23 protein-coding genes are annotated in these 22169 nt (G+C 59.6%); 9 read left to right on the plus strand and 14 right to left on the minus strand.

What is annotated here, in order from left to right:
* Nucleotides 1–413 (minus strand): Hcp family type VI secretion system effector (locus C7534_RS00005; protein WP_109784959.1); only part of this gene is annotated, 413 nt, incomplete at its 3' end.
* 414 nt (nt 414–827) lie between these two features.
* Here C7534_RS00005 and C7534_RS00010 point away from each other — a divergent pair.
* A complete protein-coding gene (locus tag C7534_RS00010) occupies nt 828–1505 on the plus strand; it encodes a type 1 glutamine amidotransferase domain-containing protein (RefSeq protein ID WP_109784540.1) in 678 nt (225 codons plus the stop codon).
* 144 nt (nt 1506–1649) lie between these two features.
* Here C7534_RS00010 and hglS read toward each other — a convergent pair whose 3' ends face one another.
* From hglS to C7534_RS00025, 3 genes are all read right to left on the minus strand, one after another.
* On the minus strand, nt 1650–3035 hold the full coding sequence (hglS, locus tag C7534_RS00015; protein WP_109784541.1) for a 2-oxoadipate dioxygenase/decarboxylase HglS: 1386 nt from the start codon (nt 3033–3035) through the stop codon (nt 1650–1652).
* A 281-nt stretch (nt 3036–3316) separates the two neighbouring features.
* Nucleotides 3317–4264, minus strand: coding sequence for an alpha/beta fold hydrolase (locus C7534_RS00020; protein WP_046027807.1), 948 nt, complete (start codon nt 4262–4264; stop codon nt 3317–3319).
* 22 nt (nt 4265–4286) lie between these two features.
* Nucleotides 4287–5741 carry a flavin-containing monooxygenase gene (locus tag C7534_RS00025; RefSeq protein ID WP_109784542.1) on the minus strand — a complete coding sequence of 485 codons (1455 nt, stop codon included), beginning with the start codon at nt 5739–5741 and terminating at the stop codon, nt 4287–4289.
* A gap of 193 nt (nt 5742–5934) precedes the next feature.
* Between C7534_RS00025 and C7534_RS00030 the strand changes: the two genes are divergently transcribed.
* Both C7534_RS00030 and C7534_RS00040 read left to right on the plus strand, forming a co-directional pair.
* Nucleotides 5935–7005, plus strand: a complete 1071-nt coding sequence (locus C7534_RS00030) for a diguanylate cyclase (protein WP_109784543.1) — start codon at nt 5935–5937, stop codon at nt 7003–7005.
* A 487-nt stretch (nt 7006–7492) separates the two neighbouring features.
* The gene (locus C7534_RS00040; protein ID WP_046027802.1) at nt 7493–7795 is read left to right on the plus strand and encodes a hypothetical protein; all 303 of its coding nucleotides are present in this window, start codon (nt 7493–7495) and stop codon (nt 7793–7795) included.
* A 140-nt stretch (nt 7796–7935) separates the two neighbouring features.
* Here the strand turns inward: C7534_RS00040 and C7534_RS00045 are convergent, their stop codons facing one another.
* From C7534_RS00045 to C7534_RS00060, 4 genes are all read right to left on the minus strand, one after another.
* Nucleotides 7936–8805 (minus strand): isocitrate lyase/PEP mutase family protein, encoded by an 870-nt coding sequence (locus C7534_RS00045; RefSeq protein WP_109784545.1) that lies wholly within the window; start codon nt 8803–8805, stop codon nt 7936–7938.
* A gap of 199 nt (nt 8806–9004) precedes the next feature.
* Complete coding sequence (astA, locus tag C7534_RS00050) at nt 9005–10039, minus strand: arginine N-succinyltransferase (protein WP_077430359.1); 1035 nt, start codon at nt 10037–10039, stop codon at nt 9005–9007.
* A gap of 61 nt (nt 10040–10100) precedes the next feature.
* Complete coding sequence (locus C7534_RS00055; protein ID WP_109784546.1) at nt 10101–11117, minus strand: arginine N-succinyltransferase; 1017 nt, start codon at nt 11115–11117, stop codon at nt 10101–10103.
* 241 nt (nt 11118–11358) lie between these two features.
* Nucleotides 11359–12213, minus strand: coding sequence for a MurR/RpiR family transcriptional regulator (locus C7534_RS00060; RefSeq protein WP_109784547.1), 855 nt, complete (start codon nt 12211–12213; stop codon nt 11359–11361).
* A gap of 339 nt (nt 12214–12552) precedes the next feature.
* Here C7534_RS00060 and C7534_RS00065 point away from each other — a divergent pair, with 339 nt between their 5' ends.
* On the plus strand, nt 12553–13125 hold the full coding sequence (locus C7534_RS00065) for a histidine phosphatase family protein (protein ID WP_109784548.1): 573 nt from the start codon (nt 12553–12555) through the stop codon (nt 13123–13125).
* The gene (gene cobF, locus C7534_RS00070; protein WP_109784549.1) at nt 13125–13880 is read left to right on the plus strand and encodes a precorrin-6A synthase (deacetylating); all 756 of its coding nucleotides are present in this window, start codon (nt 13125–13127) and stop codon (nt 13878–13880) included. Before C7534_RS00065 ends, cobF begins: the two co-directional genes overlap by 1 nt.
* 148 nt (nt 13881–14028) lie before the next feature.
* On the opposite strand, the gene ftrA is transcribed toward cobF, so the two are convergent.
* On the minus strand, nt 14029–15003 hold the full coding sequence (ftrA, locus tag C7534_RS00075; RefSeq protein WP_109784550.1) for a transcriptional regulator FtrA: 975 nt from the start codon (nt 15001–15003) through the stop codon (nt 14029–14031).
* Nucleotides 15004–15104: 101 nt separating this feature from the next.
* Between ftrA and C7534_RS00080 the strand changes: the two genes are divergently transcribed.
* Nucleotides 15105–15539, plus strand: coding sequence for a rhodanese-like domain-containing protein (locus C7534_RS00080; protein WP_109784551.1), 435 nt, complete (start codon nt 15105–15107; stop codon nt 15537–15539).
* Nucleotides 15540–15576: 37 nt separating this feature from the next.
* Here the strand turns inward: C7534_RS00080 and C7534_RS00085 are convergent, their stop codons facing one another.
* On the minus strand, nt 15577–16218 hold the full coding sequence (locus C7534_RS00085; protein ID WP_109784552.1) for a type 1 glutamine amidotransferase: 642 nt from the start codon (nt 16216–16218) through the stop codon (nt 15577–15579).
* A gap of 246 nt (nt 16219–16464) precedes the next feature.
* On the opposite strand from C7534_RS00085, the gene C7534_RS00090 reads away from it, so the two are divergent.
* From C7534_RS00090 to C7534_RS00100, 3 genes are all read left to right on the plus strand, one after another.
* Nucleotides 16465–17244, plus strand: a complete 780-nt coding sequence (locus tag C7534_RS00090; protein ID WP_077430356.1) for an ABC transporter substrate-binding protein — start codon at nt 16465–16467, stop codon at nt 17242–17244.
* Between the two features lie 197 nt (nt 17245–17441).
* Complete coding sequence (locus C7534_RS00095; RefSeq protein ID WP_109784553.1) at nt 17442–18554, plus strand: M14 family metallopeptidase; 1113 nt, start codon at nt 17442–17444, stop codon at nt 18552–18554.
* Nucleotides 18555–18758: 204 nt separating this feature from the next.
* A complete protein-coding gene (locus tag C7534_RS00100; RefSeq protein WP_109784554.1) occupies nt 18759–19475 on the plus strand; it encodes an alpha/beta hydrolase in 717 nt (238 codons plus the stop codon).
* A 3-nt stretch (nt 19476–19478) separates the two neighbouring features.
* Here the strand turns inward: C7534_RS00100 and C7534_RS00105 are convergent, their stop codons facing one another.
* The 4 genes from C7534_RS00105 to yddG all read right to left on the minus strand — a co-directional run bounded on the left by C7534_RS00105 (nt 19479) and on the right by yddG (nt 22158).
* Nucleotides 19479–20048, minus strand: a complete 570-nt coding sequence (locus tag C7534_RS00105; RefSeq protein WP_109784555.1) for a hypothetical protein — start codon at nt 20046–20048, stop codon at nt 19479–19481.
* 78 nt (nt 20049–20126) lie between these two features.
* Complete coding sequence (locus C7534_RS00110) at nt 20127–20453, minus strand: putative quinol monooxygenase (protein WP_109784556.1); 327 nt, start codon at nt 20451–20453, stop codon at nt 20127–20129.
* Between the two features lie 31 nt (nt 20454–20484).
* Nucleotides 20485–21156 carry a glutathione S-transferase family protein gene (locus tag C7534_RS00115; RefSeq protein WP_109784557.1) on the minus strand — a complete coding sequence of 224 codons (672 nt, stop codon included), beginning with the start codon at nt 21154–21156 and terminating at the stop codon, nt 20485–20487.
* Between the two features lie 84 nt (nt 21157–21240).
* Complete coding sequence (gene yddG, locus C7534_RS00120) at nt 21241–22158, minus strand: aromatic amino acid exporter YddG (protein WP_109784558.1); 918 nt, start codon at nt 22156–22158, stop codon at nt 21241–21243.
* Nucleotides 22159–22169: the final 11 nt, after the last annotated feature.

Here is a 22169-nt window from a genome sequence, read left to right on the forward strand (position 1 = left end):
AAGTGCGAGTTCGACGGGTCCTGGCAGTTGTGCATTTTGTTGTTGATGGCGACGATGATCGCGTCTTCCAGTTTGGTGGTGTAGTAGTGCTCTTGAGTACCTTGAGCCGAAGTGCGGTACCACTGGATAACGATTTCGCTCATGCGCTCGCCGGAAGTCAGGGCCGCTTGCAGCAGAGGCGAAGACTTGTCGTAGACCTTGGTGATCACGACTGGCTTGTGAACGCGCTGACCGGTAGGTTGGCCGGACTGTGGGTCACGCGGGATGATCACGTCGTGGCTGAAAGCCTGAACCATGACCTGGTCTTCGTGGCCTTCCTGGTAGGTGTTGCCAACCGAATCGGCGGTGAATGCGCCGGCGGTGATCAGACCTTGTTTTTCGCCAGTGACGGACATGTACGCTGGTGTAGCCATGGGTGTGCTCCTTGCTAAAAATTAAGGGTGCCCGGGAGGCGGTATCGCCCGGTGGGTGCCTGACTGTTATCAAGGTCCGTGCCAGAAACGTTAAAAACTATATAAAACAGTGTGTTGAGAATGTTTTTCAGGTTCCGGAAAGATTTCTACAGAAGAACACTGAGGAATGTGCGCAAGAACTTGCACAGCACTGCGCAACTTCTTGCGCACTCGGCTGGAGAGCCCGCCCGGCAGGGTGATCAGGGTCCCAAAAAGGCCTTTTCCAACGATGAGTGCGCAACTTCTTGCGCATAAGGGCTATGCGCCATCCATCAACGACACCTGATAGCCGGTGCAACGAATCGACTGGCAGCAGGGTCCATAAAAACACTGCCATCGAGCATCCTGACAACCCTGAACCGGAGTGAGAGCGACATGAAAATCCTGATGGTTTTAACGTCCCACGATCAATTGGGTAACACGGGGAAGAAAACCGGCTTCTGGCTGGAAGAGTTCGCCGCACCGTATTTCGCCTTCAAGGACGCCGGTGCTCAGTTGACCCTGGCCTCGCCCAAGGGTGGCCAGCCGCCGCTGGACCCCAAGAGCGATGAGCCGGATGCGCAAACCGCCGCCACCGATCGGTTCAATAAAGACGCGGCGGCTAAATCCGCATTGGCCTCTACCGCGCTGCTCAACAGTGTGAGAGCCGAGGATTACGATGCGGTTTTCTATCCGGGCGGCCATGGTCCGCTGTGGGATTTGGCTGAAGACAAGCAATCCATTGCGCTGATCGAAGCGTTTTACAAGGCGAATAAACCGGTCGCAGCGGTTTGCCATGCACCGGGTGTGCTGCGCCACGTCAAAGGCACGGACGGTCAGCCGCTGGTCAAGGGCAAGCGGGTCACGGGCTTCACCAACTCGGAGGAAGAGGCGGTGCAACTGACGAACGTCGTGCCGTTTCTGGTCGAAGACATGCTCAAGGAGAAGGGCGGGATTTATTCCAAGGGCGACGATTGGGCAAGCTATGTGCTGACTGACGGGTTGCTGATCACCGGTCAGAACCCGTCGTCGTCCGAGGCTGCGGCCGAGGCGTTGCTCGCCAAACTCCGCTAAACCCGATCCTGTAGCAGCTGGCGCAGCCTGCGTCCGGCTGCGTAGCAGTCGTAATCCGGTAACCACGGTTTATCTGAAAAACCGCACCAGCCGATTTACGACTGCTTCGCAGCCGGACGCAGGCTTCGCCAGCTGCTACAGGTTTCAGATGGCGTGGCCCAGCGTCGCATAGCATTCCTCAATCGAACGCCGTTGCGTTTCGGCATACAACCCCAACTCATCAATCGTCGCTCGCCCCAGCGCTTGTTCAAATGCTTGCTGATTCGAATGCACGCCATAGTGGGTTTGCGCTGCATCCCCGAGGTTCGACTGGAAAATCCCCGCTGCGCTCACGGGCAGAAAATCCTCATAGACCAAAGGTTCAGCCCGCAGGTAACCGCCGCTGAGCAACGCCTCCAGCGACAACGATTTCAGTTCTTCGGCCGCTTGGCCTTTTTCCGTCACAAAGTAGCGAAAGTACGCCAGTTCCTGTTGGCGCATGCCTTCGTACGTGTCAGGAAATTCGCCAAAGTGCTGCGTCATTAGCGCGTTGTAGCGTGCGGCATTGGCCTCATTGGGGAAGTCTTTCAATTCATCTCGTGCCGCGTTGAGCAACCGGTCATACAGCGCCCGGCCTTTTGGCGTCAGCGCGGCACCCCGTTGTTCGATTTCACCGAAGCGGGCGCTGTGGCTGCCTTGGGTGGCGGTTTGATCGGTAAAGGCAACCGGTTCGTCCAGCGCCTTGAAACTGGTCTGGCGCAACAGAATCGGGCACTGGCGGCGAGGCGGGCCTTCGATCACTGCTTTGGGGGTGATGCCGTGGACCGGCATTTGCGCCTGGACGATGTCGATGTCCAGCGTGCGTGGCGTCAGGTGGTTGATGTGCGGGCCTTTGAAGGCCACGACGTCGGCGATCAGGCGATGCTGGGCGCTGAGTTTTTGGTACTGCTCGGCGGTGACGGTCGCGCTGTGATGCCAGCGGAAGGTTTCCAGCGCCTGCTCGACGAAGTCCTGGGCTTCTTGCTCGGTGAGGCCGCCTGCGGTTTCAGCGCGCTCGATCAAGGTCAGCGCTGCCGGGGTAAAGATCTGGCGCTTGTCCAGCACCGACTGGGCGAAGGCGCGCAGTTCCAGGTCTTCGATCAGTTCAAGACGCAGCAACGAGGTGAACACGCGGAACGGACTGACTTGCAACGCTGCTTCGTGCACGGCGCGGAATGCGGTGGAATGCACTGGCACGCCCGCCGGGGTCAGGTCGTAATAGCCCACCGGTTGCATGCCCATGACCTTAAACAAATGGGCGAGGGTGGTCAGTTCGGTGGCGGTACCGACGCGGATTGCACCGTGGCGTTCCAGGTCCAGGCGCTCGATTTCGCCGGTGCTGATCAACTGGCGGGCGATCTGCGGGTCGCTGTCCAGCACGTACTGATTGGTCTGTTCCACCAGTTCCATCAGCGCGCCGTACAGCGGCACTTCCTCGCGGTACATGTCGGACATCGCTTTGGAGAAGCGTTGACGGATCAGGTCAGGGCTGACGAAGTGTGCTTGGCTCATGAAGAATTCCTGGCGCGGTGACGTAAAGGATGTGCGAAAAGATCGCAGCCTTCAGCGGCGCCGACAAACGAAGAATCTTACGAACTTCATTCTGCCAAGGACTGCTTGAACAACAGGACCTGTAGCCGCTGCCGAGCCTGCGAGGTTGCTTCCGGCGGCGGAGCCGTCGTAAACCCTGAAAACCCGGTTTAACTGAAAAACCGCAGAGCCTGATTCACGGCGGCTTCGCCACCGGACGCAGCCTCGCGCAGCTCGACAGCTGCTACGGGGCTCGGTGGTGGTTATAAGTGGGAACGGCTTTCGGTGCGCAGCGATCCCAGGAACTCCCGGTACAGCCTTGCGGTATCCGCCGGTTGCTCAACCATCGGCATGTGGCCGAGGTGATCCCAGATATGCACTCGCAGATCGACGATGCCCTTGCTCCAGACGGCCACGCTGCTGACGTCGATCAAACGGTCCTTGTGACCCCACAACAACAGCGCCGGGCACTTGATGTCCGCCAGTATCGGCTCCATCGGCGGGCTGGCGCGAAAGTCGTTGAAAATCTCCTCCAGCTCATCGCGGCTTTGCTCGTAGCGCTGGGCCACGGCGTCCAGTACTACGCCGGGCACCCACGGCGGTTCGGCCATGGTCATGGCGTAGAAGCGTCGAAACTCCTCGCGCGAGTGAATCAGAAACGGGTTGTGCCCCTTGGCCAGGTGCCGCTCCAGATCACTGGCTTCGGGCGCGGTGACCCCGGCCGGATCGATCAGCGCGACGGAGGCTATCCGCTCCGGGTACGTGGCTGCCAGCCACGCTGCGATGTAGCCGCCCATTGAGTTGCCAATCACATGCACCTTCTCGACCCCGCAGACGTCGAGCAACTGGATGATCCGCTTGGCCTGCAAGGGGATGTCGTAGCCGCCACCGGCCTTGAACCCGGTTTCGCCATGACCGGCAATGTCCGGAATGATTACCCGATAATTGCCGACAAAGTGCCGGGCAAAGCGCAGCCAGAGGTTTTTGTCGGCACTGTAGCCGTGCAGCATCAGCACGCTGCTGGACGCCTCATACGGGCCGCCTTGCCAGGTCGAGACGGTCATCTCGTGGATCGGTACGACGATCTTGTGCAGCCGATACAGCTTGGCTTCAATCGCCATGTTCCAGTCATAGAGCCAATAACCGATGGCCGGGTAGCTCAACCAGCTCCAGGCCACGATAACTGCAATAACGACAACCAAAAGAAGCATCGGATGACTTCCTCTAACGTGATCAGGACAGGATGTGGTCGGCAGGTTTCAGCGCCCGGGTCAATCGGTGGTAGCTGAAACTAAACCCCGGAAACATGGCGATCACATGACCGCTCTTGCTTTGGTACCAGCTATGGCACCCCCCGGACTTCCACACCGTGCGCTCCATTTCGCGATGGATCATTTCAGTGTAGGTACGTTCCGCTTCGGGGCGTACTTCAATGCTGCGTAAACCTTGGGCTTTTAACGTGCGGATGCAGTCGAGGATGTAATTCATCTGCGATTCGATGATGAACAGCGCCGAGGTGTGGCCAATGCCGGTGTTCGGGCCGGTGACGATAAACAGGTTCGGGAAGTCCGGCAGGCTGGTGCCCAGGTAGGCCCGCGGGTACTGCGCCCAGACGTCCTTGAGTTGCGTGCCGTGTTTGCCGGTGACCGGGTAGGAAATCACCCCGTCGGTGGCGTCGTAACCGGTGGACCAGACGATCAGATCGAGGTCGATGTGCTGGCCGTCCTGAGTGACGATGCCGGTTTCGTCGATGGCGGCGATGCCTTGTTCGCGACTGTGCAACGTCACATTAGGCCGGCTCAGCGCCGGGTAGTAGGTGCTGGAGACCAGCACCCGCTTGCAGCCGATGGTGAAGTCCGGTGTCAGCTTTTGGCGTAATGCGGGGTCTGGCACCTGGCGTTTGAGAAAGCGCAGGGCGTGTTGCTGGACCATGTGGATCGCCGGTTTCGAGTACTTGAAGGCGATCACCCGGGTTTCGAACTGCCAATAGATCATCCAGCGCAGGAGCTTGTAGGCCGGCTTCAGGCCCAGCAGCCAACGCTGGAAAGGGCCAAACGCACGGTCGGCCCGTGGCAGTACCCAGTGTGGTGTGCGCTGGAACACATGCAGGTGCTCGACGTCCGGGGCAATCGCCGGGATGACCTGGGCAGCGCTGGCACCACTGCCGACGACGGCCACGCGTTTTTTCCGGTAGTCGTAGGAATGGTCCCAGTTGTTGGTGTGGAAGGTCTTGCCCTGAAAGCGTTCCTGACCGACGAAGTGAGGAATGACCGGCTGGCTCAACGGCCCTGTCGCGTTAATCAGAAACTGTGCGTAATACGTGCCTTTGGTGGCGGTGTGCACGGCCCAGCGTTTGCTGGCGTCATCCCATTCGATGCGTTCGACATTGGCTTGCAGTTCAACCCGCTCGCGCAGGCCGAAGCGTTCCACCACGTACTGGGTATAGCGGTGAAGCTCCGCTTGTTCGGCGAACATTTGCGTCCAGCGGTAGGGCGCAAAAGACAGCGAATACAGCGGCGAAGGTACGTCCACCGCTGCGCCGGGGTAGGTATTCTGGCACCAGGTGCCGCCGAAAAAATCCCGTCGTTCCAGCAAGCGAAAATCATCAATGCCGGCCTTGAGCAAATTGATCGCCGCGCACTGACCGCCAAAACCGCTGCCGATGATCAATACTTGAAAGGTCTGCATGGGCCTCCTTTTTTATCGTTGTTTATTGAACCCTTCTTTCATGTATAGCCAAACATTGAAGACTCGCCTCGCGGCAATACCACGGTATTCAGGCCGCTCGCCGGTGATGGCTATTTAACGTTGCCCTGATAGACTCCAATCGCACCTGTCACCCCGGTGTCATCAGGTTCCGTTCAGTGGTGCAGAGGCCCTTATGGAAAAAGCGGGAGGAAAAGGACTTTCATTGGCCAGGAGGCTTTATACATCGCGTACCCTGGGTTTGGCCCTGGGATTGTTGTGCGTGAGCGCGGCGATGTATCCCCTCGACCCGGCGCCGTGGGTGTGGGGTTTTATGGTGTTCAACGGGGTGTTCTGGCCGCACGTTGCCTATCAGTGGGCACGGCGGGCCAAGGTTCCGTTTCACGCCGAGCACCGCAACATCCTGGTCGACGCCTTTCTCGGTGGTTTCTGGGTGGCGGCCATGCAATTCAATCCGCTGCCCAGTGTTGCAACGCTGTCGATGATGGCGATGAACAATGTCGCCATCGGTGGCTTGCGTTTTCTGCTGGTGGGCACCGTCGCGCAGATTCTCGGGATAGGCATTGGATGGCTGCTGTTTACGCCCGCGTTCATCCCGACAACCAGTCCATTGCAGATGTTTGCCTGCATGCCGCTGCTGATCCTGTACCCCTTGGCGTTGGGCTGGATCTGCTTTCGCCAGGCCACCACCCTGGGCCGGCAAAAGCGCGAACTGCTGGCCCTGAGCCGCACCGACAGCCTGACCGGCCTGCTGAACCATGGCGCCTGGAAGGATCAACTGGAAATTGAATTCCAGCGTTGCCAACGCCAGCAGCAGGGCGGGGCGATTGCGCTGATCGACATTGACCATTTCAAGACCATCAATGACACCTACGGCCACGTCGCCGGGGACATTGTGTTGCGTCAGCTGAGCAAAATGCTCAAGCAGAACCTGCGTGCCACCGATGTGGCCGGGCGTTATGGGGGTGACGAGTTCTGCGTGCTACTGCCGGACTTGCCCCTGGACAGTGCCGCCGCGGCCATGGATGCCTTGCGTGATCGTTTCGCGACGCTGGGCTACGAGCAAAGCCCGGCGTTGAAAGTCAGCCTGAGCATCGGCCTGGCCGCCTTCAACCCGGCACACGCCGATGCCACGTTGTGGCTCAACGACGCCGATCAGGCGCTGTACGAAGCCAAGACCACTGGCCGCAATCGGGTGATTTGCGCCGACGGCAAGCTGCATCGGGCGGTCTTTGATCCGGTTTGATCCGTCGCCACCAAACCGGCTAAACCGTCATTCCTTAACGCTCATGAACTCTTCCACCCAGCGCATGTATGTGATCGATCCCACGCTTCGCGTGGGAATGCCTCAACGGACGCTCCGCGTTCGGCTTGTGAGGGACGCGGAGCGTCCCGGGCTGCGTTACCACGCAGAGCGTGGGAACGATCATCATGAGGCGTACAACTTTCCAAGACGTTTCCTACAACGTACCCTGTTGCCGCGTTTCGGTATCGACCCCTATAGTTCGGGCTCGCGGAAAACTCCGCGAACGACCTTGGTCGGTCGGATACAGGAACGTCCAGCTACCCGACACCGTTCAGGCGATTAGCGCCTGAAACATCGTGTTATGGCGGCTGTGCGTGGGACACCTTCGGGTGTGCCGGTTCCTGTACCCGGTCGGCCAACCCGCGTACGGCTGCCACCTTCGTTTGGCCGCGAAACGGTGGTTGCTCCAATTACAGGAGTTACAACAATGCACGACCAAGTAATGCCGCGTTACCTCCCCATCGACACCTACGACGCCGAAAATCCGGTGCTCTTCGTCAATACCCACAAAGAACTCAGCGACCTCGCAGCCTGCGCGGCGCATCGCTTTACCGTGGTTCGTGATTTGGCGGACACCTTGTCCAGCCTTGGCCTCAAAGGCATTTCAGACTGTGATCTGACGCGTGTGACCGGGGCGGTGCATCTGCTGATGCGTGAAGGATGCGCGATTCTGGACGTGATCCGGGCGCGGGCGTTGCAGCGGGAGGAGGGGTTCAAGGCTGCAATCTAGCGGTGTTGCAACCGGCCCCTTCGCGGGCAAGTCGGATCGCCGCACCGCACGCTCCCACAGGGGAATGCGTTTCAACTGTGGGAGCATGGCTTGCCCGCGAAGGCGTCAGCCCAGGCAATACAGCTAAACCGGTTAAACCCTTATTCTTTAACGCTCATGAATTCTTTCGCCCAGCGGATGTATTCCTCAGGCTGCGTGTAGGTGTGCGTCAGCTCCGTAGCGTTCAAATCCGACGCTTGGGTAAAGATCTGCCGCTGTTCGCGCAAGCTGTCGTACGTCGCCTTGATCGCCGCAAAGTAAGCGCCATGTCCGTCAATCGTCACTCGCACGCCCAGTTCGGCCAGGCGCTTGTCATCGCGCAGCGCCGGGTTGCCGTAGGTGACCAGCATCAGCGGCACGCTCAGGTGCTCGGCGATTTTTTCCAGTTGGTCGAAGTCCTGCACACCGACCATGCAGATCCCGTCCGCTCCGGCGGCTTGGTACTGCTGGGTGCGGCTGATGATTTCCTGGACGGGCAGGATGCCGGCGTTGGTGCGGGCGATGATCGCCATTTCTGAATCGACGCGGGCTTCCAGCGCTGCACGGATCTTGCCGACGCCTTCCGCGACGCCGATCAGGTCGGTGGATTTACGGCCGAATTGTGCCGGCAGCAAGGTGTCTTCGATGGTCAGTGCGGCCACGCCGGCGCGTTCGAGTTCGACGATGGTGCGCATCACATTGAGCGCGTTGCCGTAGCCATGGTCGGCGTCGGCGATGACCGGCAATTGCGCCACGCGGCCAATGCGGGAGGCCTGCTCGGCGAACTCGCTGAGGGTAATCAACGCAAAGTCGGGGGCGCCCAGCACCTGCAACGATGCGACCGAGCCGCCCAGAATCCCCACTTCAAAACCCAGGTCAGCCGCAATGCGGGCCGACATCGGGTCGAAGACCGAAGCCGTGTGATAGCAGGTGTTGGAAGCGAACAGTTCGCGGAAGTTACGGCGCAAATCTTGATGGGAAAGCCTGGACATACGAGTTCCACCACTGCAATTGGAATGGAAGGGCTTGAGCAAAAGTGTCAACGCCGAAGGAACAAAAGGCTATCACGCGGACGAACAGAAGATGATGACGAATTTACAAAGTTGTTGTCTGCAATCCTCACAGTAACGCTAACCCCTGTAGCAGCTGCCGAAGGCTGCGTCCGAGTGCGCAGCACTCGCCATCAAGTGTTTACGCCGCTACAGCCTGCTGCTGTTGATTGAGCAATGGCACCGCACGCACGGAGTTGCCGGGCTGCAGTTGCAGCCGTTTGGCAGTGAGTCGGTCGACAATCAGGCTGTTGCCCACCATGCGTGCCTTGGCGGCGGTGATGCGGCAGTTTTCCAGGCGACGGTTGTGGATCAGCCAGACCGGGGCCTGTTCGTCGGGCGTGCCAATGGTCAGCACCAGGGCCTGGCTGTCGCGCACGGTGCGGATTTTCGACACCGGTGCTTCAATCACCGGACCTGCGTCGAAAATATCGATGTAGCCCTTGTGGGAAAAACCCTCGGCGCTGAGGATCTTCAAGGCCGGTTCGGTGTTCGGGTGTGCCTTGCCGATCACGGCTTGGGCCTGTTCCGTCAGGAGGCAGGTGTAGAGCGGTTGGCGCGGCATCAATTCGGCGATGAACGATTTACTGCCCAACCCCGACAGGTGGTCGGCGTGGCTGAATTCCATCTTGAAGAAATGCCGGCCCAGGCTGTCCCAGAATGGTGAACAGCCATGCTCGTCGGCGCGGCCACGCAGTTCGGCAATGAGCTTGTCGCCGAACTGCTGGGGGAATTCTGCGACGAACAGCAGGCGCGCCAGCGACAGGAGCCGGCCATGGGTGCCATGGCGTTGGTCGTGGCGCAGAAAGAGCGAGCACAGTTCCGATTGGCCAGTCATTTCGTTGTTCAGGAACAGGGTCGGAATCTGTCGTTGAATGCCCAGGTCCGGCGAAGCGCTGACAGTTAACCCGACCCGATAGTTGTACCAGGGTTCACGCAGGCCCACGGCGCCGGTCAAGGCACTGACGCCGACCACTTGCTGATCGTCATCCTCAAGCACAAACAGGTAATCGGCATCCGCACGCTCGACTTGTTCGGCGAATGTCCGCTGGGCCCAGCGCACCCGGTGCGCCAAGCGATCCTCGTTGGCCGGCAGGGTGGTGAACCCGGGGCCGGCCTGTTGCACCAGGTCCATCAAGGCGGGCAGGTCGGTGACGCGAACCGGACGGACAATCATGATGCAGCTCCTTCTTCGCGCCTGTTCGGGCGCTGTCGTTGGCCACGGGGCCGAGTGATGCTCACAGGTCGATCAACCGGATCGGGCTGCCATCGGTCACGTTCAGGGCCCTGCACATGTCGGCGCTCAACCCTACCGGGTGCCCGGCCTGGTAATCCAGTTCGGCGACGATCGCGCGATAGCCCTTGAGTGCGTCATTGCTGACCAGATACCTGCCTCGTGCATCGATGGACGAAACGGCCTGCGCCGTTGCCGTCAGGCTTTGGGCGATGGTGAGTACGTTCGAGGTGCGTGCATACAAGGTCGGGCCACCGTCGAACAGGTCGATGTAGCTGTTGGTTTCAAAGCCTTCGCGTTCAAGAATGTCGAAGGCCTCCTGGCCGTCGGGGTGAATCCGGCCGATGCAGTCCTGCGCAGCCTGGGGCAGCATGGGAACGTATATCGGGTACTGGGGCATCAGTTCGGCGAGAAAGGTCCGGCTTTCCAGCCCACACAGGCGTTCGGCCTCGGTATAAGGCAGGTCGAAAAAGTGCTTGCCCACGGCATCCCAGAACGGCGATTGCCCCTCGTCGCTGCTGTAGCCGACGATTTCGGTGATTACAACGTCCGCAAATCGCTGCGAATGGGCCGCGATAAACAGCAGCCGTGCCCGTGACAGCAACTCCGAGAACTCGGTGCGCACCAGGTCGTCGTCGATGTGAAAGCCGCGCAGCAGGGTGTGACCATTAAGGTCGTGGCATAACGACAGCGCTGGCACGCCATGCTCGATGTTCAACTCCCGCGAGGCGCTGGTGAAGTGGCGGTTGCGCAGGCTGTAGAAGGGCTCGTTGAACCCGGCGGTGGCCAGGACTTCCGAGCAACCCACCAGGCGCCGGGCCGTCAGGTCCTCAAGGACGAAGAAGTAGTTCTCCGGGCCATGTTTCTCAACGTCTTTGTCCAGTGAGGCGCAGGACTCGAGAATTCTGCTGCGCAAGCGTTCGCTGTCATCGGGCAAAGACGTGACGCCCACCAGGCTGTCACGGGCCAGTTGCTGCAATTGGGGCAGGTCGGTTAACTCGACTGGGCGTAAGACCAGCATGGCTGCACTCCTGTATCAAAGGGTTCGGTGATTGGCACCGAACCTGACTATCACTGTCGGTTTCCACGCATGAAAGCAGCGCTCGCCTGATTTGTTGTCAGACGCCGCCCTTTTTTTTGTCAGTCGTTGCTCGGGTCGGCCAGCACCGTGTTGTACATGATCGCCGGTGCCCACAGTAACGCGGTGTGGTGGGCGATGAATGGCAGGTCCCGGGGTGAGCAATGGGGGAGCGTAAACATCCTTATTTATCCTCCAGCAGGTGGGTGTCGAATTCGCCGCGCAGGGCGTCGATGCCTTCCAGGCGATCGGCCAGGTCCGGGCTGCGCAACGTCAGGCAGGCAATCAACGCCTCGACCTGGGCCAGCGCCGGAACCAGGGTGTCGAAGGCTGACACCGATTCAACCGGCGCACTGATAATCAGGTCAGCCATCTCGCGTAGTGGGGAAGTGTAGATGTCAGTGAACAACACCACCCGTGCGTATCGGCTCTTGACGGCGTTGGTCAACCGCAAGGTCCGCGACTGGTAGCGGCGGTAATCGAACACCAGCACCACGTCCTGGCGCTGCACATCGAACACTCGGTCCGGCAGTTGCGCGTTGTCTTCCAGGGCAAAACAGCCGGGGCGTAGCAGGCGCAGGTGGTTGAGCAAGTACTGGGCGAGGAAATTGCTGAAGCGCCCGCCAAAGCAGTGCACCTGATGGCGAGTGTCGAGCAGCCATTCCACGAGGATCCGGATGTCTTCGGGCTGAGTCAGTGCGTGGGTATCCACCAACGCTCGATGGCTGCTCGCCAGACAGTGGCTCCATGCATCGCCTTTGTGCAGATGGGAGCGCCGTTGCAACTGGGCACTGGGGGAACGCAAACGCTGGTCCATGTCGCTGAGCAGGGCATCCTGGAAATCGGCATAACCGTTGAACCCGAGTTTTTTCACCAGGCGCACAATGGTGGGATCGCTGACGCCGGCGTGTTCGGCCAAACGTGACATCGGGCCGAGGCCGTTACGCGGGTACTGATCCAGCAAGGCACGTATGACCTTGCGTTCCGACGGCGTCAGCTCCATGCCGGCGTCGGTGATCTGGTCTCTGAGAGAGGGCATCCGGGCTCCTGCTGGATGGGTGTTGGTTTCATTTCATAAATTGCTAAAACAGTATTTATGTAGCGGACTCAACAAGTCTAGTGAATTTTTCGGCGGTTTTTTCGAGCCCCAAAATGGGGCGAAACCCGCGTGCTAAGGGGGCTACATAGAAGTCGACAGCGCTTGTAGGTAATCGCCCATAACCGTGTGGGACATTGCCGAATTTCATCGACCCTGGCGTTCGGCACGCGGTGCGTGACCGGTGAAACGAAACGCCCTGAACCGGGCTTCTTGGGGCACAATTGGGCAAGTTTTTGCGGCGCGTTGCCGTTTTCGATGGTTTCGACAGGTGGATAATTCGTGCAGGCAACCCGTTTGACTCTGATTTGTCACGCTCGAACCGTCGCACAGAAATTGGCGTATTTTCCTACGAACGAGCCACTGGAAATGGATTGGCAATTGGCGAAAGGCTCGCGCCGCAGCCAGTTCAAAGGGACGCCCCGTTTACTGTGCGGTCCGGAGCTGCGTACCCGGCAAACCGCGGCCTTGTTCGGCGATGATGTTGAAGTCGTCGCGGCATTGAGCGAATGCGACTTCGGACAGTGGCACGGCGTACACATCGATGCCTTGCAAACGTCACAAGCGTCGGCGCTCCAGGCCTGGCTCGATGATCCGGCATCGGCGCCGCATGGCGGTGAGTCGGTGGTGCAGTTGCGCCAGCGCGTGGCGCAGTGGCTTCAAACGCTTGAAAGCGCACCGGGGCATATCGTTGCCATCACCCACCCCTTCGTCATACGGGCGGCGTTGATGGAAGTGGTGCAGGGCGCGGCCTTCAATCAGATCGACGTTGAGCCGTTGTCAGCCATCGAATTGCGCTTCACCGGCCGCTGGCGTCTGCGCTTGCTCGGCACCGACGCCGAAGGAGTGTCGTGATGAAAAAACTGCTGGTCATCGGCATTGGCGCCGGCAACCCCGACTACGTCACGATGCAGGCTGTGAAGGCGCTGAACCGTGTCGATGTGTTTTTCCTGATGGACAAGGGCCAGAGCAAAGACTCGTTGATCGACCTGCGTCGCGAGATCTGCGAGCGCTACATCACCGATCGCGACTACCGCTTCGTCGAAGCCCACAGCCCCGAGCGCGAGCGCGGTGATGTGGACTATACGAACAGTGTCGAAGACCTCAACCTTGCCAAGCAATTGACCTTCGAGCGCTTGATCAATGAGCACCTGAGCGATGATCAGTGCGCCGGTTTCCTGGTGTGGGGCGATCCGGCGTTATACGACAGCACGATCAGGATTTTGCAGGCGATTCTGGCTTCGGGGCGCTGTGTGTTCGAGTTCGAGGTCATCCCCGGTATTACCAGCGTCCAGGCCTTGGCGGCGCAGCATAAAGTGCCGCTCAATGAGATTGGCCGCTCGATTGAAATCACCACAGGGCGACGGCTGGCGGCGGGGCAGGTGAGTGATGCGGACAGCGTGGTGGTGATGCTGGACGCACAGGATGCCTACCATCAGGTGGCGGATCAGGAGACCGAGATTTACTGGGGCGCCTATTTAGGCACGCCGGATGAAATCCTGATCAGCGGCAAACTCAAGGATGTAGGTGATGAAATTGAGCGGGTGCGCAAGGCAGCTCGATTGGCCAATGGGTGGATCATGGATACCTATCTGTTGCGTAAGCCTTGAGTTAACTCGTGTCCGGGATGGCCTCATCGCGGGCAAGTCGAATCGTCGTACCGCCGCTCCCACAGTGATAGGTGTCTGCCACCGATGCTGTGTACGCCCGCAAACCTGTGGGAGCGGGCTTGCCCGCGATGGCGTCCTCAAACACACCTTAAATGATCGCACTGCCCCCACGCCCGAACCGCTCCCGATACACTGACGGCGGCACACCTACAATGCCCCGAAACGCCACCCGAAAACTCTCCACCGATCGATACCCACACCGCTCGGCAATCTGATCGGTGTTGTGGTCGGTGCTCTCCAGCAATTCCCGCGCTCGCGCCAGTCGCTCATGCTGTAACCACGCTTTGGGCGGCATCCCGGTGGCCTCAGTGAACCGACGCAGGAACGTCCGTTCACTCATGGCGGCCTCGCTGGCCAATTCGCGCACCTCCAGCGGTTCGTGCAAGCGCTCGCGCGCCCATTGCATGACGCGTGACACATCGCTGCGCGGCGTCGGACTGACCGGTGCCGGAATAAATTGCGCCTGGCCGCCGGTGCGTTGCGGCGACATCACCAGCCGTCGCGCCACCGAGTTCGCCACGTGTGTACCGAAATCCCGAGCCACCAGGTGCAGGCACGCATCGATACCCGCTGCGCTGCCGGCCGAGGTGATCAGTTGACCTGAGTCGACGTAGAGCACGTCCGGGTTGACCTGGATATGCGCAAAGCGCTCGGCCAGTTCGGTGGTGTAGCGCCAATGAGTGGTGGCGCTGTGGCCATCGAGCAAACCGGTCGCCGCCAGCACAAATACGCCGGAACAGATTGACAGCAACCGCGCGCCCCGCGCATGGGCCTTTCGAAGGGCGTCGAGCAAGTGCTCGGGCACCGCTGCATGACGGTCGCGCCAACCGGGAATGATGATGGTGCGGGCGTCTTCGAGCAGCTCCATGCCGCCATCGGCCAGCACTTGAATACCGCCCATGGCGCGCATCGGGCCCTGATCCACGGCGACGATCCGGTGTTCATACCAAGGAAAGTCGAACTCTGGCCGCGCCAGGCCGAAGATCTCCACGGCGATGCCGAATTCGAAGGTACAGAGGCCGTCGTAGGCCAGGATCGCGACCAATCCAGGGTTAGGCTGCATTTGGCGGAAAGTTCCCGGTGAGTGTCTTGTGCGCCACTGTAGCGCCAAGCATCGGGCGGATAAAGTCTTCTCACACCCACCCTGACTTTGGAGTACTGCCCATGACCAGCCTGGTCCGCGAAATTCCCGCAGCCCCTTCGGCCATCGCCCTGATGCATTTCAGCAACCGTCTGACATTCGAAACAGACTGTTCCGACGTCCACGGCAGTCAACAGGCCGGCGAGGTGGATTTCGTGTTGGTCGACGTGCGCGGCCCGCTGGCGTTCGAGCGGGGGCATGTGCCGGGCGCGATCAATATTCCGGGGCGATTGCTGAATGCTGAAGGGTTGGCGGCGTACCCGAAAAGCAGCTTGTTCGTGGTGTATTGCGCCGGTCCGCACTGCAACGGCGCCAACAAGGCAGCGGTGAAGCTCGCGGCGCTGGGTTACCCGGTCAAGGAAATGATAGGCGGTGTGACCGGGTGGCTGGATGAAGGGTTTGAATTGAGTACGCCGGTACAGCGTCCGGCCAGTGCTGCCATTGGTTGCGAATGCTGATGTTCAAGTAACACAAAAAGCCCGTCAGTCCTGACGTTCAGCGAGTGGACGCAGCCGCCCACCACGCATCCAGCGTCGCCTGCAGCCAGTCATAAACGGCGGCGTAGGCGGCGCTGTCCGGTTCACCCCGAGGCAATGGTGATTCCTCGGCAAAGTGTTCATTCAGTATCGCCACCGATTCGGCATTCCACTCCGGATGGAACTGCAGTCCCACCCGCGTAGGCCCCACGCGATACATCTGCTGTTCGCATTGATCGCTGCTGGCCAGCAATTGCGCCTCCGGCGGCAGGGCGATTGCGTCTTCGTGCCACTCCAGCACGTTCAGCCTTTGCCCATCGATGAATGTCACCGACGTCCAGCCGGTTTCCGTGCGCGCCATCCGTCGCACCGTTCCGCCCAGGCTCAACGCCAGCAATTGCGCGCCCAGGCAAATCGCGAACACCGCGACGCCTTTATCCAGACTGCCCGCCAGCCACTGTCGCTCGGCCTCAAGCCATGTCGGCCCGGCATTGGATTCATATGGCCCGCCCAACACGATCACCGGTGCTGCGCTCACGGGCGGCAATTGCCCGAGATCGGCACGGAACACCTTCAGCGTCAGCCCTCGGGACGAGGCCCAGTCAGCAATGGCACCAGGGCCTTCGGCGGGGTGGTGCTGGATCAGATTCAAGGTAGGCATCACGGCTCTCGGGTAAGTTTTGTTTGTCAGATTTGTCCGAAAAAAGGACTTGTCCTACAGTCTGTGCACCGCGTTGGCGCACGCATCAAGTCGCTCTGTTGTAGCAGCCACTTTTCTATAAGTATTTGTCGCTTAAACACAATTTGCCCATTTGAAGCCACTCTAGACTGCCGGCCACTTCGGTTTTCACCGGCCGAAAGCCAATCTTAAGCTGCCAATAAAAGCCTCCGCACACAGGAGTTATAAATGAAGAAGCTAGTGATGTTCGGTGCCCTGGCACTGTCGATGTTGTCTCTGACCGCCGTGGCCGAAGACGCCAAGCCGATCCGCATCGGTATCGAAGCCGGTTACCCGCCATTCTCGATGAAAACCCCTGACGGTAAACTCACCGGTTTCGACGTGGACATCGGTGACGCGCTGTGTGAGCAGATGAAAGTGAAGTGTACGTGGGTCGAGCAAGAATTCGACGGCCTGATCCCGGCACTGAAAGTGAAGAAGATCGACGCAATCCTGTCGTCCATGACCATCACCGACGACCGTAAAAAGAACGTCGATTTCACCATCAAGTACTACCACACCCCGGCGCGCTTTGTGATGAAGGCAGGTTCCAACATCACCGATCCACTGACCCAGCTCAAAGGCAAGAAGGTCGGCGTGCTGCGCGCCAGCACCCACGACCGTTACGCCACTGAAGTGCTGGTGCCGGCGGGGATCGAACTGGTTCGTTACGGCTCGCAGCAGGAAGCCAACCTGGACATGGTCTCTGGCCGTGTTGACGCGCTGCTGGCCGACTCGGTCAACCTCAGTGACGGTTTCCTGAAAACCGACGCCGGCAAAGGCTTCGAATTCGTTGGCCCGACCTACGAAGACGCCAAGTACTTCGGCGGTGGTGCCGGGATTGCGGTGCGCAAGGGCGATACCGCTCTGGCTGAGCAATTCAACAAAGCCATCACCGAAATCCGCGCCAACGGCAAGTACAAGCAAGTGCAAGACAAATACTTCGACTTTGACGTTTACGGCGAGTAATCACCTCGTTTAAAAAAGTGGCATCCGTTGACGCGGTTGCCATTTTTTTTGTGCATTCTCTTTAGCAGCAGAGAACCCTGTGGGAGCGAGCTTGCTCGCGATAGCGGAGGGTCAGGCAACAATGACTTGACTGTCAGACTGCTATCGCGAGCAAGCTCCCACAGGGGATCTCACCGTTCAGGCATCAGGAGTTCACCATGCAACGCATTGACCATTCACTGCCCTGGAGCCACCTGGGCACCGAACGTACCCTCAGCGTGTTTCGTTATGGCGCGGGCACGCGCAAGGTCTACATCCAGGCCAGCCTGCACGCGGATGAACTGCCAGGCATGCGTACGGCATGGGAGCTGAAAAAGCGCCTGGCCGAACTCGAAACCCAAGGGCAGTTGCAGGGCGTGATCGAACTGGTGCCGGTGGCCAATCCGATTGGTCTGGACCAGCACCTGCAAGGCAGCCATATGGGCCGTTTTGAACTGGGCAGCGGTAAAAATTTCAACCGTTCGTTCGTGGAACTCGGCGCACCCGTGGCTGAGCTGATCGGCGACCGGTTGGGCAACGATGCGCAGGCCAACATCGCGCTGATCCGCCAGGCCATGGGCCAGGTGCTCGACGGTTTGCCAGCACCCGCCTCGCAGCTGGAAGCCATGCATCGCTTGCTATTGCGCCATGCGTGCGATGCCGACATCACCCTCGATCTGCATTGCGATTTCGATGCGGCGATTCATATTTATGCGTTGCCGCAGCACTGGCCGCAGTGGCAATCCCTGGCGGCACGGTTGAAGGCCGGCGTGGCATTGTTGTGTGAAGATTCCGGCGGCAGCTCGTTCGATGAATCGTGTTCGTCGCCGTGGTTGCGCCTGGCGCGAGCGTTTCCTGAGGCGGCGATTCCACCCGCCAATCTGGCGACCACGCTGGAACTGGGCAGCATGGGCGACACCCGCATCGATCAGGCTCAAGCCAATTGCGAGGCCATCCTGGGCTTTCTCGCCGAGCAGGGATTCATCAAAGGTACCTGGCCGGCGGCGCCGAGCGAATGCTGCGAAGGCATGCCGTTCGAGGGCACCCAATACCTGTTTGCGCCGCATCACGGGGTGGTCAGTTTCCTGCGCGAGGCCGGTGAGTGGGTGGAGCAGGGCGATGCCCTGTTTGAAGTGGTTGATCCACTGCAAGACAAGGTCACGACGGTGCGTGCCGGAACCAGCGGTGTGTTGTTTGCGATTGATCGCGGGCGCTATACCCAGCCGGGTACGTGGCAGGCGAAAGTGGCGGGACGGGAACCGATTCGGGTCGGGAAGCTGATAAACGACTGAGGTCTTTCGTTGTGCTTGAGGGCCTCATCGCGAGCAAGCTCGGCTCCTACCGAGGATGGGTGTTGTACACACCTTTGTGTTGCAACAAAGACATCTGTGGGAGCCGGGCTTGCCCGCGATGGGGCCATCAGCAACACCTGATCTATCAGGTGGCCGCAGTGCTACGCTTACCCCGGAAACCCTGCACCCTCTGGAGGTAGGCTTATGTTGAAATTTCTCGCCCTGTTGGCGCTGCTGGCATCCGCCACGGTCCATGCACAAACCACGCTGCAAACCGATCTGCCGCTCAACTACCAGGAACAGACCACCGCGGATTCAAGCCATCAGCCACTGGTGATTTTCATCCACGGTTACGGCAGTAACGAGCAGGACCTGTTCGGCATCAAGGATGATCTGCCTGCCACCTACACTTACCTGTCGGTGCGTGCGCCAATGACGTTGGAAGAGGGCAGTTACCAGTGGTTTCGCCAGAAGGGCGAGGGCGCTTATAACGGCCATACCGACGACTTGAAAACCGCCGGCCAGATCCTGCTGGATTTCATCGCACGCGCCGCAAAAAAATATCACACCGAACCGCAGAAGGTGTACCTGGTGGGTTTTAGCCAGGGCGCGATCATGTCTTACGAGGTGGGGTTGCGTCATCCCGAAGCAGTCGGCGGGATTGCGGCGTTGAGCGGACGGATTTTGCCGGTGCTCGAATCCGAACTGAAACCCGATGAAAAACTCCAGAAACTGGCCATTTTCATTACTCATGGCACTGAGGATGACATCCTGCCGTACAAGGATGGCACTGACGCCGAGAGCCTGTTGCAGAAACTCTCACTCAAGCCCGAGTTTCATGCCTACGAAGGGCTCGGCCACACCATCAGTGCGGCCGAGATCGAGGATTTGAACGCCTGGTTGCAGCGCCTCAACCCTTGACGCTTACTTGCTGACGATCTGTTTGATCAACGTCTCATGCGCGGCCATGTCGCCCGGACGGGAAATGACCTGAACCACGGCCATGCGGTTGCCGGACGCGGCCATCAGTGTGGTGTTGAGGGTCATGCCACCGCCCTGTGTGGCCGTGCTGTCAACCTGGCGAAGCCCCAGCCCGGTACCTCTTTGCGTCAGGCTTTTTTCGCTGAGCTTGTTGAAGTCCGGCAGGGCGTTGCGTTGTGATGCGTCGAAATCGGCGACCGTACCGTCGAGAAACGCACCGTCGTTGTCGGTGACGCTGACGTCTTTCGGCAGGTTGTTTTCAGCGGTGATCACCACGGTTTTGGTGGTTTCGTTGGTGTACATGGTGCCGCTCGCGCCGGTCGGGCTGGACGGCAGGGTGTTGGCGGTAAAGCCTTTGGGCAGGGTGAAGGTGAACTTGCCGCCCAGCATCGAGACTTTCTGAGCCGGCTCGTTATTGCTGGCAGGGGCCTTGGCCGCCTGTGCATGCAACGCGCCCAGACTGGCAACCGCGGTCAGCAACAGGACAGCGGTTTTTTTACTCAACAGTGACATGCAAAAACTCCAGGGATGATCGCGCTTTGACGGCGATCATCCCATGGACGTTGTAAAGCATTCCAGCGCGGTGTCGGTTTACACCTCGCGGCGCGACGGATAGCTGCGGATCACTTCCAGAAACTCGATCCGACGCTCCTTGGCCAACAAGTCCGGCAATAGCTTTTCGTATTCCTCGCGATACGGTTTGCTCAGGTGACGCGCGATGAAGTCTTCCTTGCTGCAGTTCCAGGTTTCGTAGAGCACCAGAGTGTTTGGTTCGTCCTGCAACTGGTGGACCCAGGTGTTGACGAAGTCTGGCTCGGCGGACATCTGGTGCACCACCTCCAACAGCCGCTCTTTGGTTTCGGTGAACCGTTCGGGTTTGGCCGGCAGGTAAACGATAAACGCGACGTGATCACTCATTTCATCACCCTCGAATGCCGTAATTGGTGGATTAAGCCTGGTTCTGCGGGAACAGGTTGCGACGGGTTTCTTCGTCGAACTCAGCCTTCAATACCAGTTTTTCTTTCAGGCCGTGGGCTCGCTGCGCGGCCGGGCGGGCACTGATTTCATCGAACAGGCGCTTGACGTTCGGGTATGCCGCCAGGCCGTTCTCGCCAAGGATGTACGGTGCGTAATTGGCCCAACCCCAGAGCGCCATGTCGGCGATGCTGTAAGTGTCGCCGGCCAGGTATTGATGATCGGCCAGACGCTGGTCGAGTACGCGGTAGTGACGCTCGACTTCTTTCAAGTAGCGGTTCTTGGCATAAGGCAGGTCTTCGGGGGCGTGGTGCAGGAAGTGCACGGCTTGCCCCGAGAATGGCGACAGGCCGGTGGCGATAAACATCAGCCACGACAGCAGTTCGGCATTGCCAGCCGCGGTGGTCGGCAGGAAGCGTTGATATTTTTGCGCCAGGTGCAACAGGATCGCCTGGGAGTCGAATACAGTGGCGTCGCCGTCAACCAGTGCGGGCACCTTGGCGTTCGGGTTGATCGCCAAAAAGGCTGGCAGGTGTTGTTCGCCTTTGAAGGTGTCGACGCCGATCAATTCATAAGGCGTTTGCAACTCTTCGAGCAGCAGGGCCACTTTCATCGGGTTAGGCGAAGGGTGGAAAAAGAATTTCATGGTGTAGGCCTCAGTCAGTGATGGGGGGTGAACTGAGGTTGATGTTGCGGGAAACCTGTTCGATTGACATACGAGGTTGTTGCTCTACTCGTGCGAAGTGATCGAACGTGTTGCAGGGGCTTTGCCGGGAGCTTGCGACGTGGCAATCACTGCCCCGGCAATAATCAGCAGCGCCGGAATGATCAGGATCGGCCCGGCATAACCATGGCCAACGACGATCAGCAGCAGGGTCGACATCAATGGCGCCAGATAGGACAAGGCCCCCAGCGTCGCCAGGTGGCCGTGTTTGGTGGCGTGGTCCCAGGCAAAAAACGCCAGGCCTGCCGGTCCCAGGCCGAGGACAATAATGGCGACCCATTGCGCCGAGTCGGGCCTCACGGTGGTTTCGAAGGCCAGGTGACAAACCAGCCCCGCAGCCGCGGACATGCCACAGATGCCGCCGATAATGCTGCTTGGGACTTCACTGAAGCGGCGGTTGAACACCGAGTATCCAGCCCAGATCAGCGCACAACCGAACGCCGCCAGATACCCGGCCATGGGCATTGCGCCAGCGGTGTGCGTCGCGCGTTGCTGCATGATGAACGCCGTGCCCGCCAGGCCCAGCAAGGCGCCGAGCACTTGGCGCTTGTGCAGCTTTTCTCCGGCGGCGAACGCCGACAGCAGCACCAGCAACAGTGGCCACAGGTAGTTGATCAGGCTGGCTTCGGCCGCCGGTGCGACCTTGAGCGCAAAAAAATACAGCGCGTGATAAACGAAAATCCCGACGAAGCCAGTGGCCCATACCGCCCAGGGTTGGCGCCAGCTATTGAAACCGGCCACCCCGTGGCGCCCCAGAATGATCAGGCTCGCGGCAAACGCGACGCCGAAACTCAGGGTCAGCAGTTCAAAGGGTGGAATGCCTTCGGTCAGGGTGGTCAGCAGCGCAAGACAAGACCAGAGGAAGATCGCAATCACGCCGACGGCCGTCGCCGGTCCGGCATTGCGCACGCGAGACTGAGTCATGTCTGTTCCTT

It is taken from the genome of Pseudomonas sp. OV226, assembly GCF_003148705.1.
Taxonomy (GTDB): Bacteria; Pseudomonadota; Gammaproteobacteria; order Pseudomonadales; family Pseudomonadaceae; genus Aquipseudomonas.

What these genes read in the sequence shown, in the direction of transcription:
- C7534_RS00010 (WP_109784540.1), top strand. Translation starts at nt 828, where the DNA reads ATGAAAATCCTGATGGTTTTAACGTCCCACGATCAATTGGGTAACACG.
- hglS (WP_109784541.1), bottom strand. Translation starts at nt 3,035, where the DNA reads ATGAGCCAAGCACACTTCGTCAGCCCTGACCTGATCCGTCAACGCTTC.
- C7534_RS00020 (WP_046027807.1), bottom strand. Translation starts at nt 4,264, where the DNA reads ATGCTTCTTTTGGTTGTCGTTATTGCAGTTATCGTGGCCTGGAGCTGG.
- C7534_RS00025 (WP_109784542.1), bottom strand. Translation starts at nt 5,741, where the DNA reads ATGCAGACCTTTCAAGTATTGATCATCGGCAGCGGTTTTGGCGGTCAG.
- C7534_RS00030 (WP_109784543.1), top strand. Translation starts at nt 5,935, where the DNA reads ATGGAAAAAGCGGGAGGAAAAGGACTTTCATTGGCCAGGAGGCTTTAT.
- C7534_RS00040 (WP_046027802.1), top strand. Translation starts at nt 7,493, where the DNA reads ATGCACGACCAAGTAATGCCGCGTTACCTCCCCATCGACACCTACGAC.
- C7534_RS00045 (WP_109784545.1), bottom strand. Translation starts at nt 8,805, where the DNA reads ATGTCCAGGCTTTCCCATCAAGATTTGCGCCGTAACTTCCGCGAACTG.
- astA (WP_077430359.1), bottom strand. Translation starts at nt 10,039, where the DNA reads ATGATTGTCCGTCCGGTTCGCGTCACCGACCTGCCCGCCTTGATGGAC.
- C7534_RS00055 (WP_109784546.1), bottom strand. Translation starts at nt 11,117, where the DNA reads ATGCTGGTCTTACGCCCAGTCGAGTTAACCGACCTGCCCCAATTGCAG.
- C7534_RS00060 (WP_109784547.1), bottom strand. Translation starts at nt 12,213, where the DNA reads ATGCCCTCTCTCAGAGACCAGATCACCGACGCCGGCATGGAGCTGACG.
- cobF (WP_109784549.1), top strand. Translation starts at nt 13,125, where the DNA reads ATGAAAAAACTGCTGGTCATCGGCATTGGCGCCGGCAACCCCGACTAC.
- ftrA (WP_109784550.1), bottom strand. Translation starts at nt 15,003, where the DNA reads ATGCAGCCTAACCCTGGATTGGTCGCGATCCTGGCCTACGACGGCCTC.
- C7534_RS00080 (WP_109784551.1), top strand. Translation starts at nt 15,105, where the DNA reads ATGACCAGCCTGGTCCGCGAAATTCCCGCAGCCCCTTCGGCCATCGCC.
- C7534_RS00085 (WP_109784552.1), bottom strand. Translation starts at nt 16,218, where the DNA reads ATGCCTACCTTGAATCTGATCCAGCACCACCCCGCCGAAGGCCCTGGT.
- C7534_RS00090 (WP_077430356.1), top strand. Translation starts at nt 16,465, where the DNA reads ATGAAGAAGCTAGTGATGTTCGGTGCCCTGGCACTGTCGATGTTGTCT.
- C7534_RS00095 (WP_109784553.1), top strand. Translation starts at nt 17,442, where the DNA reads ATGCAACGCATTGACCATTCACTGCCCTGGAGCCACCTGGGCACCGAA.
- C7534_RS00100 (WP_109784554.1), top strand. Translation starts at nt 18,759, where the DNA reads ATGTTGAAATTTCTCGCCCTGTTGGCGCTGCTGGCATCCGCCACGGTC.
- C7534_RS00105 (WP_109784555.1), bottom strand. Translation starts at nt 20,048, where the DNA reads ATGTCACTGTTGAGTAAAAAAACCGCTGTCCTGTTGCTGACCGCGGTT.
- C7534_RS00110 (WP_109784556.1), bottom strand. Translation starts at nt 20,453, where the DNA reads ATGAGTGATCACGTCGCGTTTATCGTTTACCTGCCGGCCAAACCCGAA.
- C7534_RS00115 (WP_109784557.1), bottom strand. Translation starts at nt 21,156, where the DNA reads ATGAAATTCTTTTTCCACCCTTCGCCTAACCCGATGAAAGTGGCCCTG.
- yddG (WP_109784558.1), bottom strand. Translation starts at nt 22,158, where the DNA reads ATGACTCAGTCTCGCGTGCGCAATGCCGGACCGGCGACGGCCGTCGGC.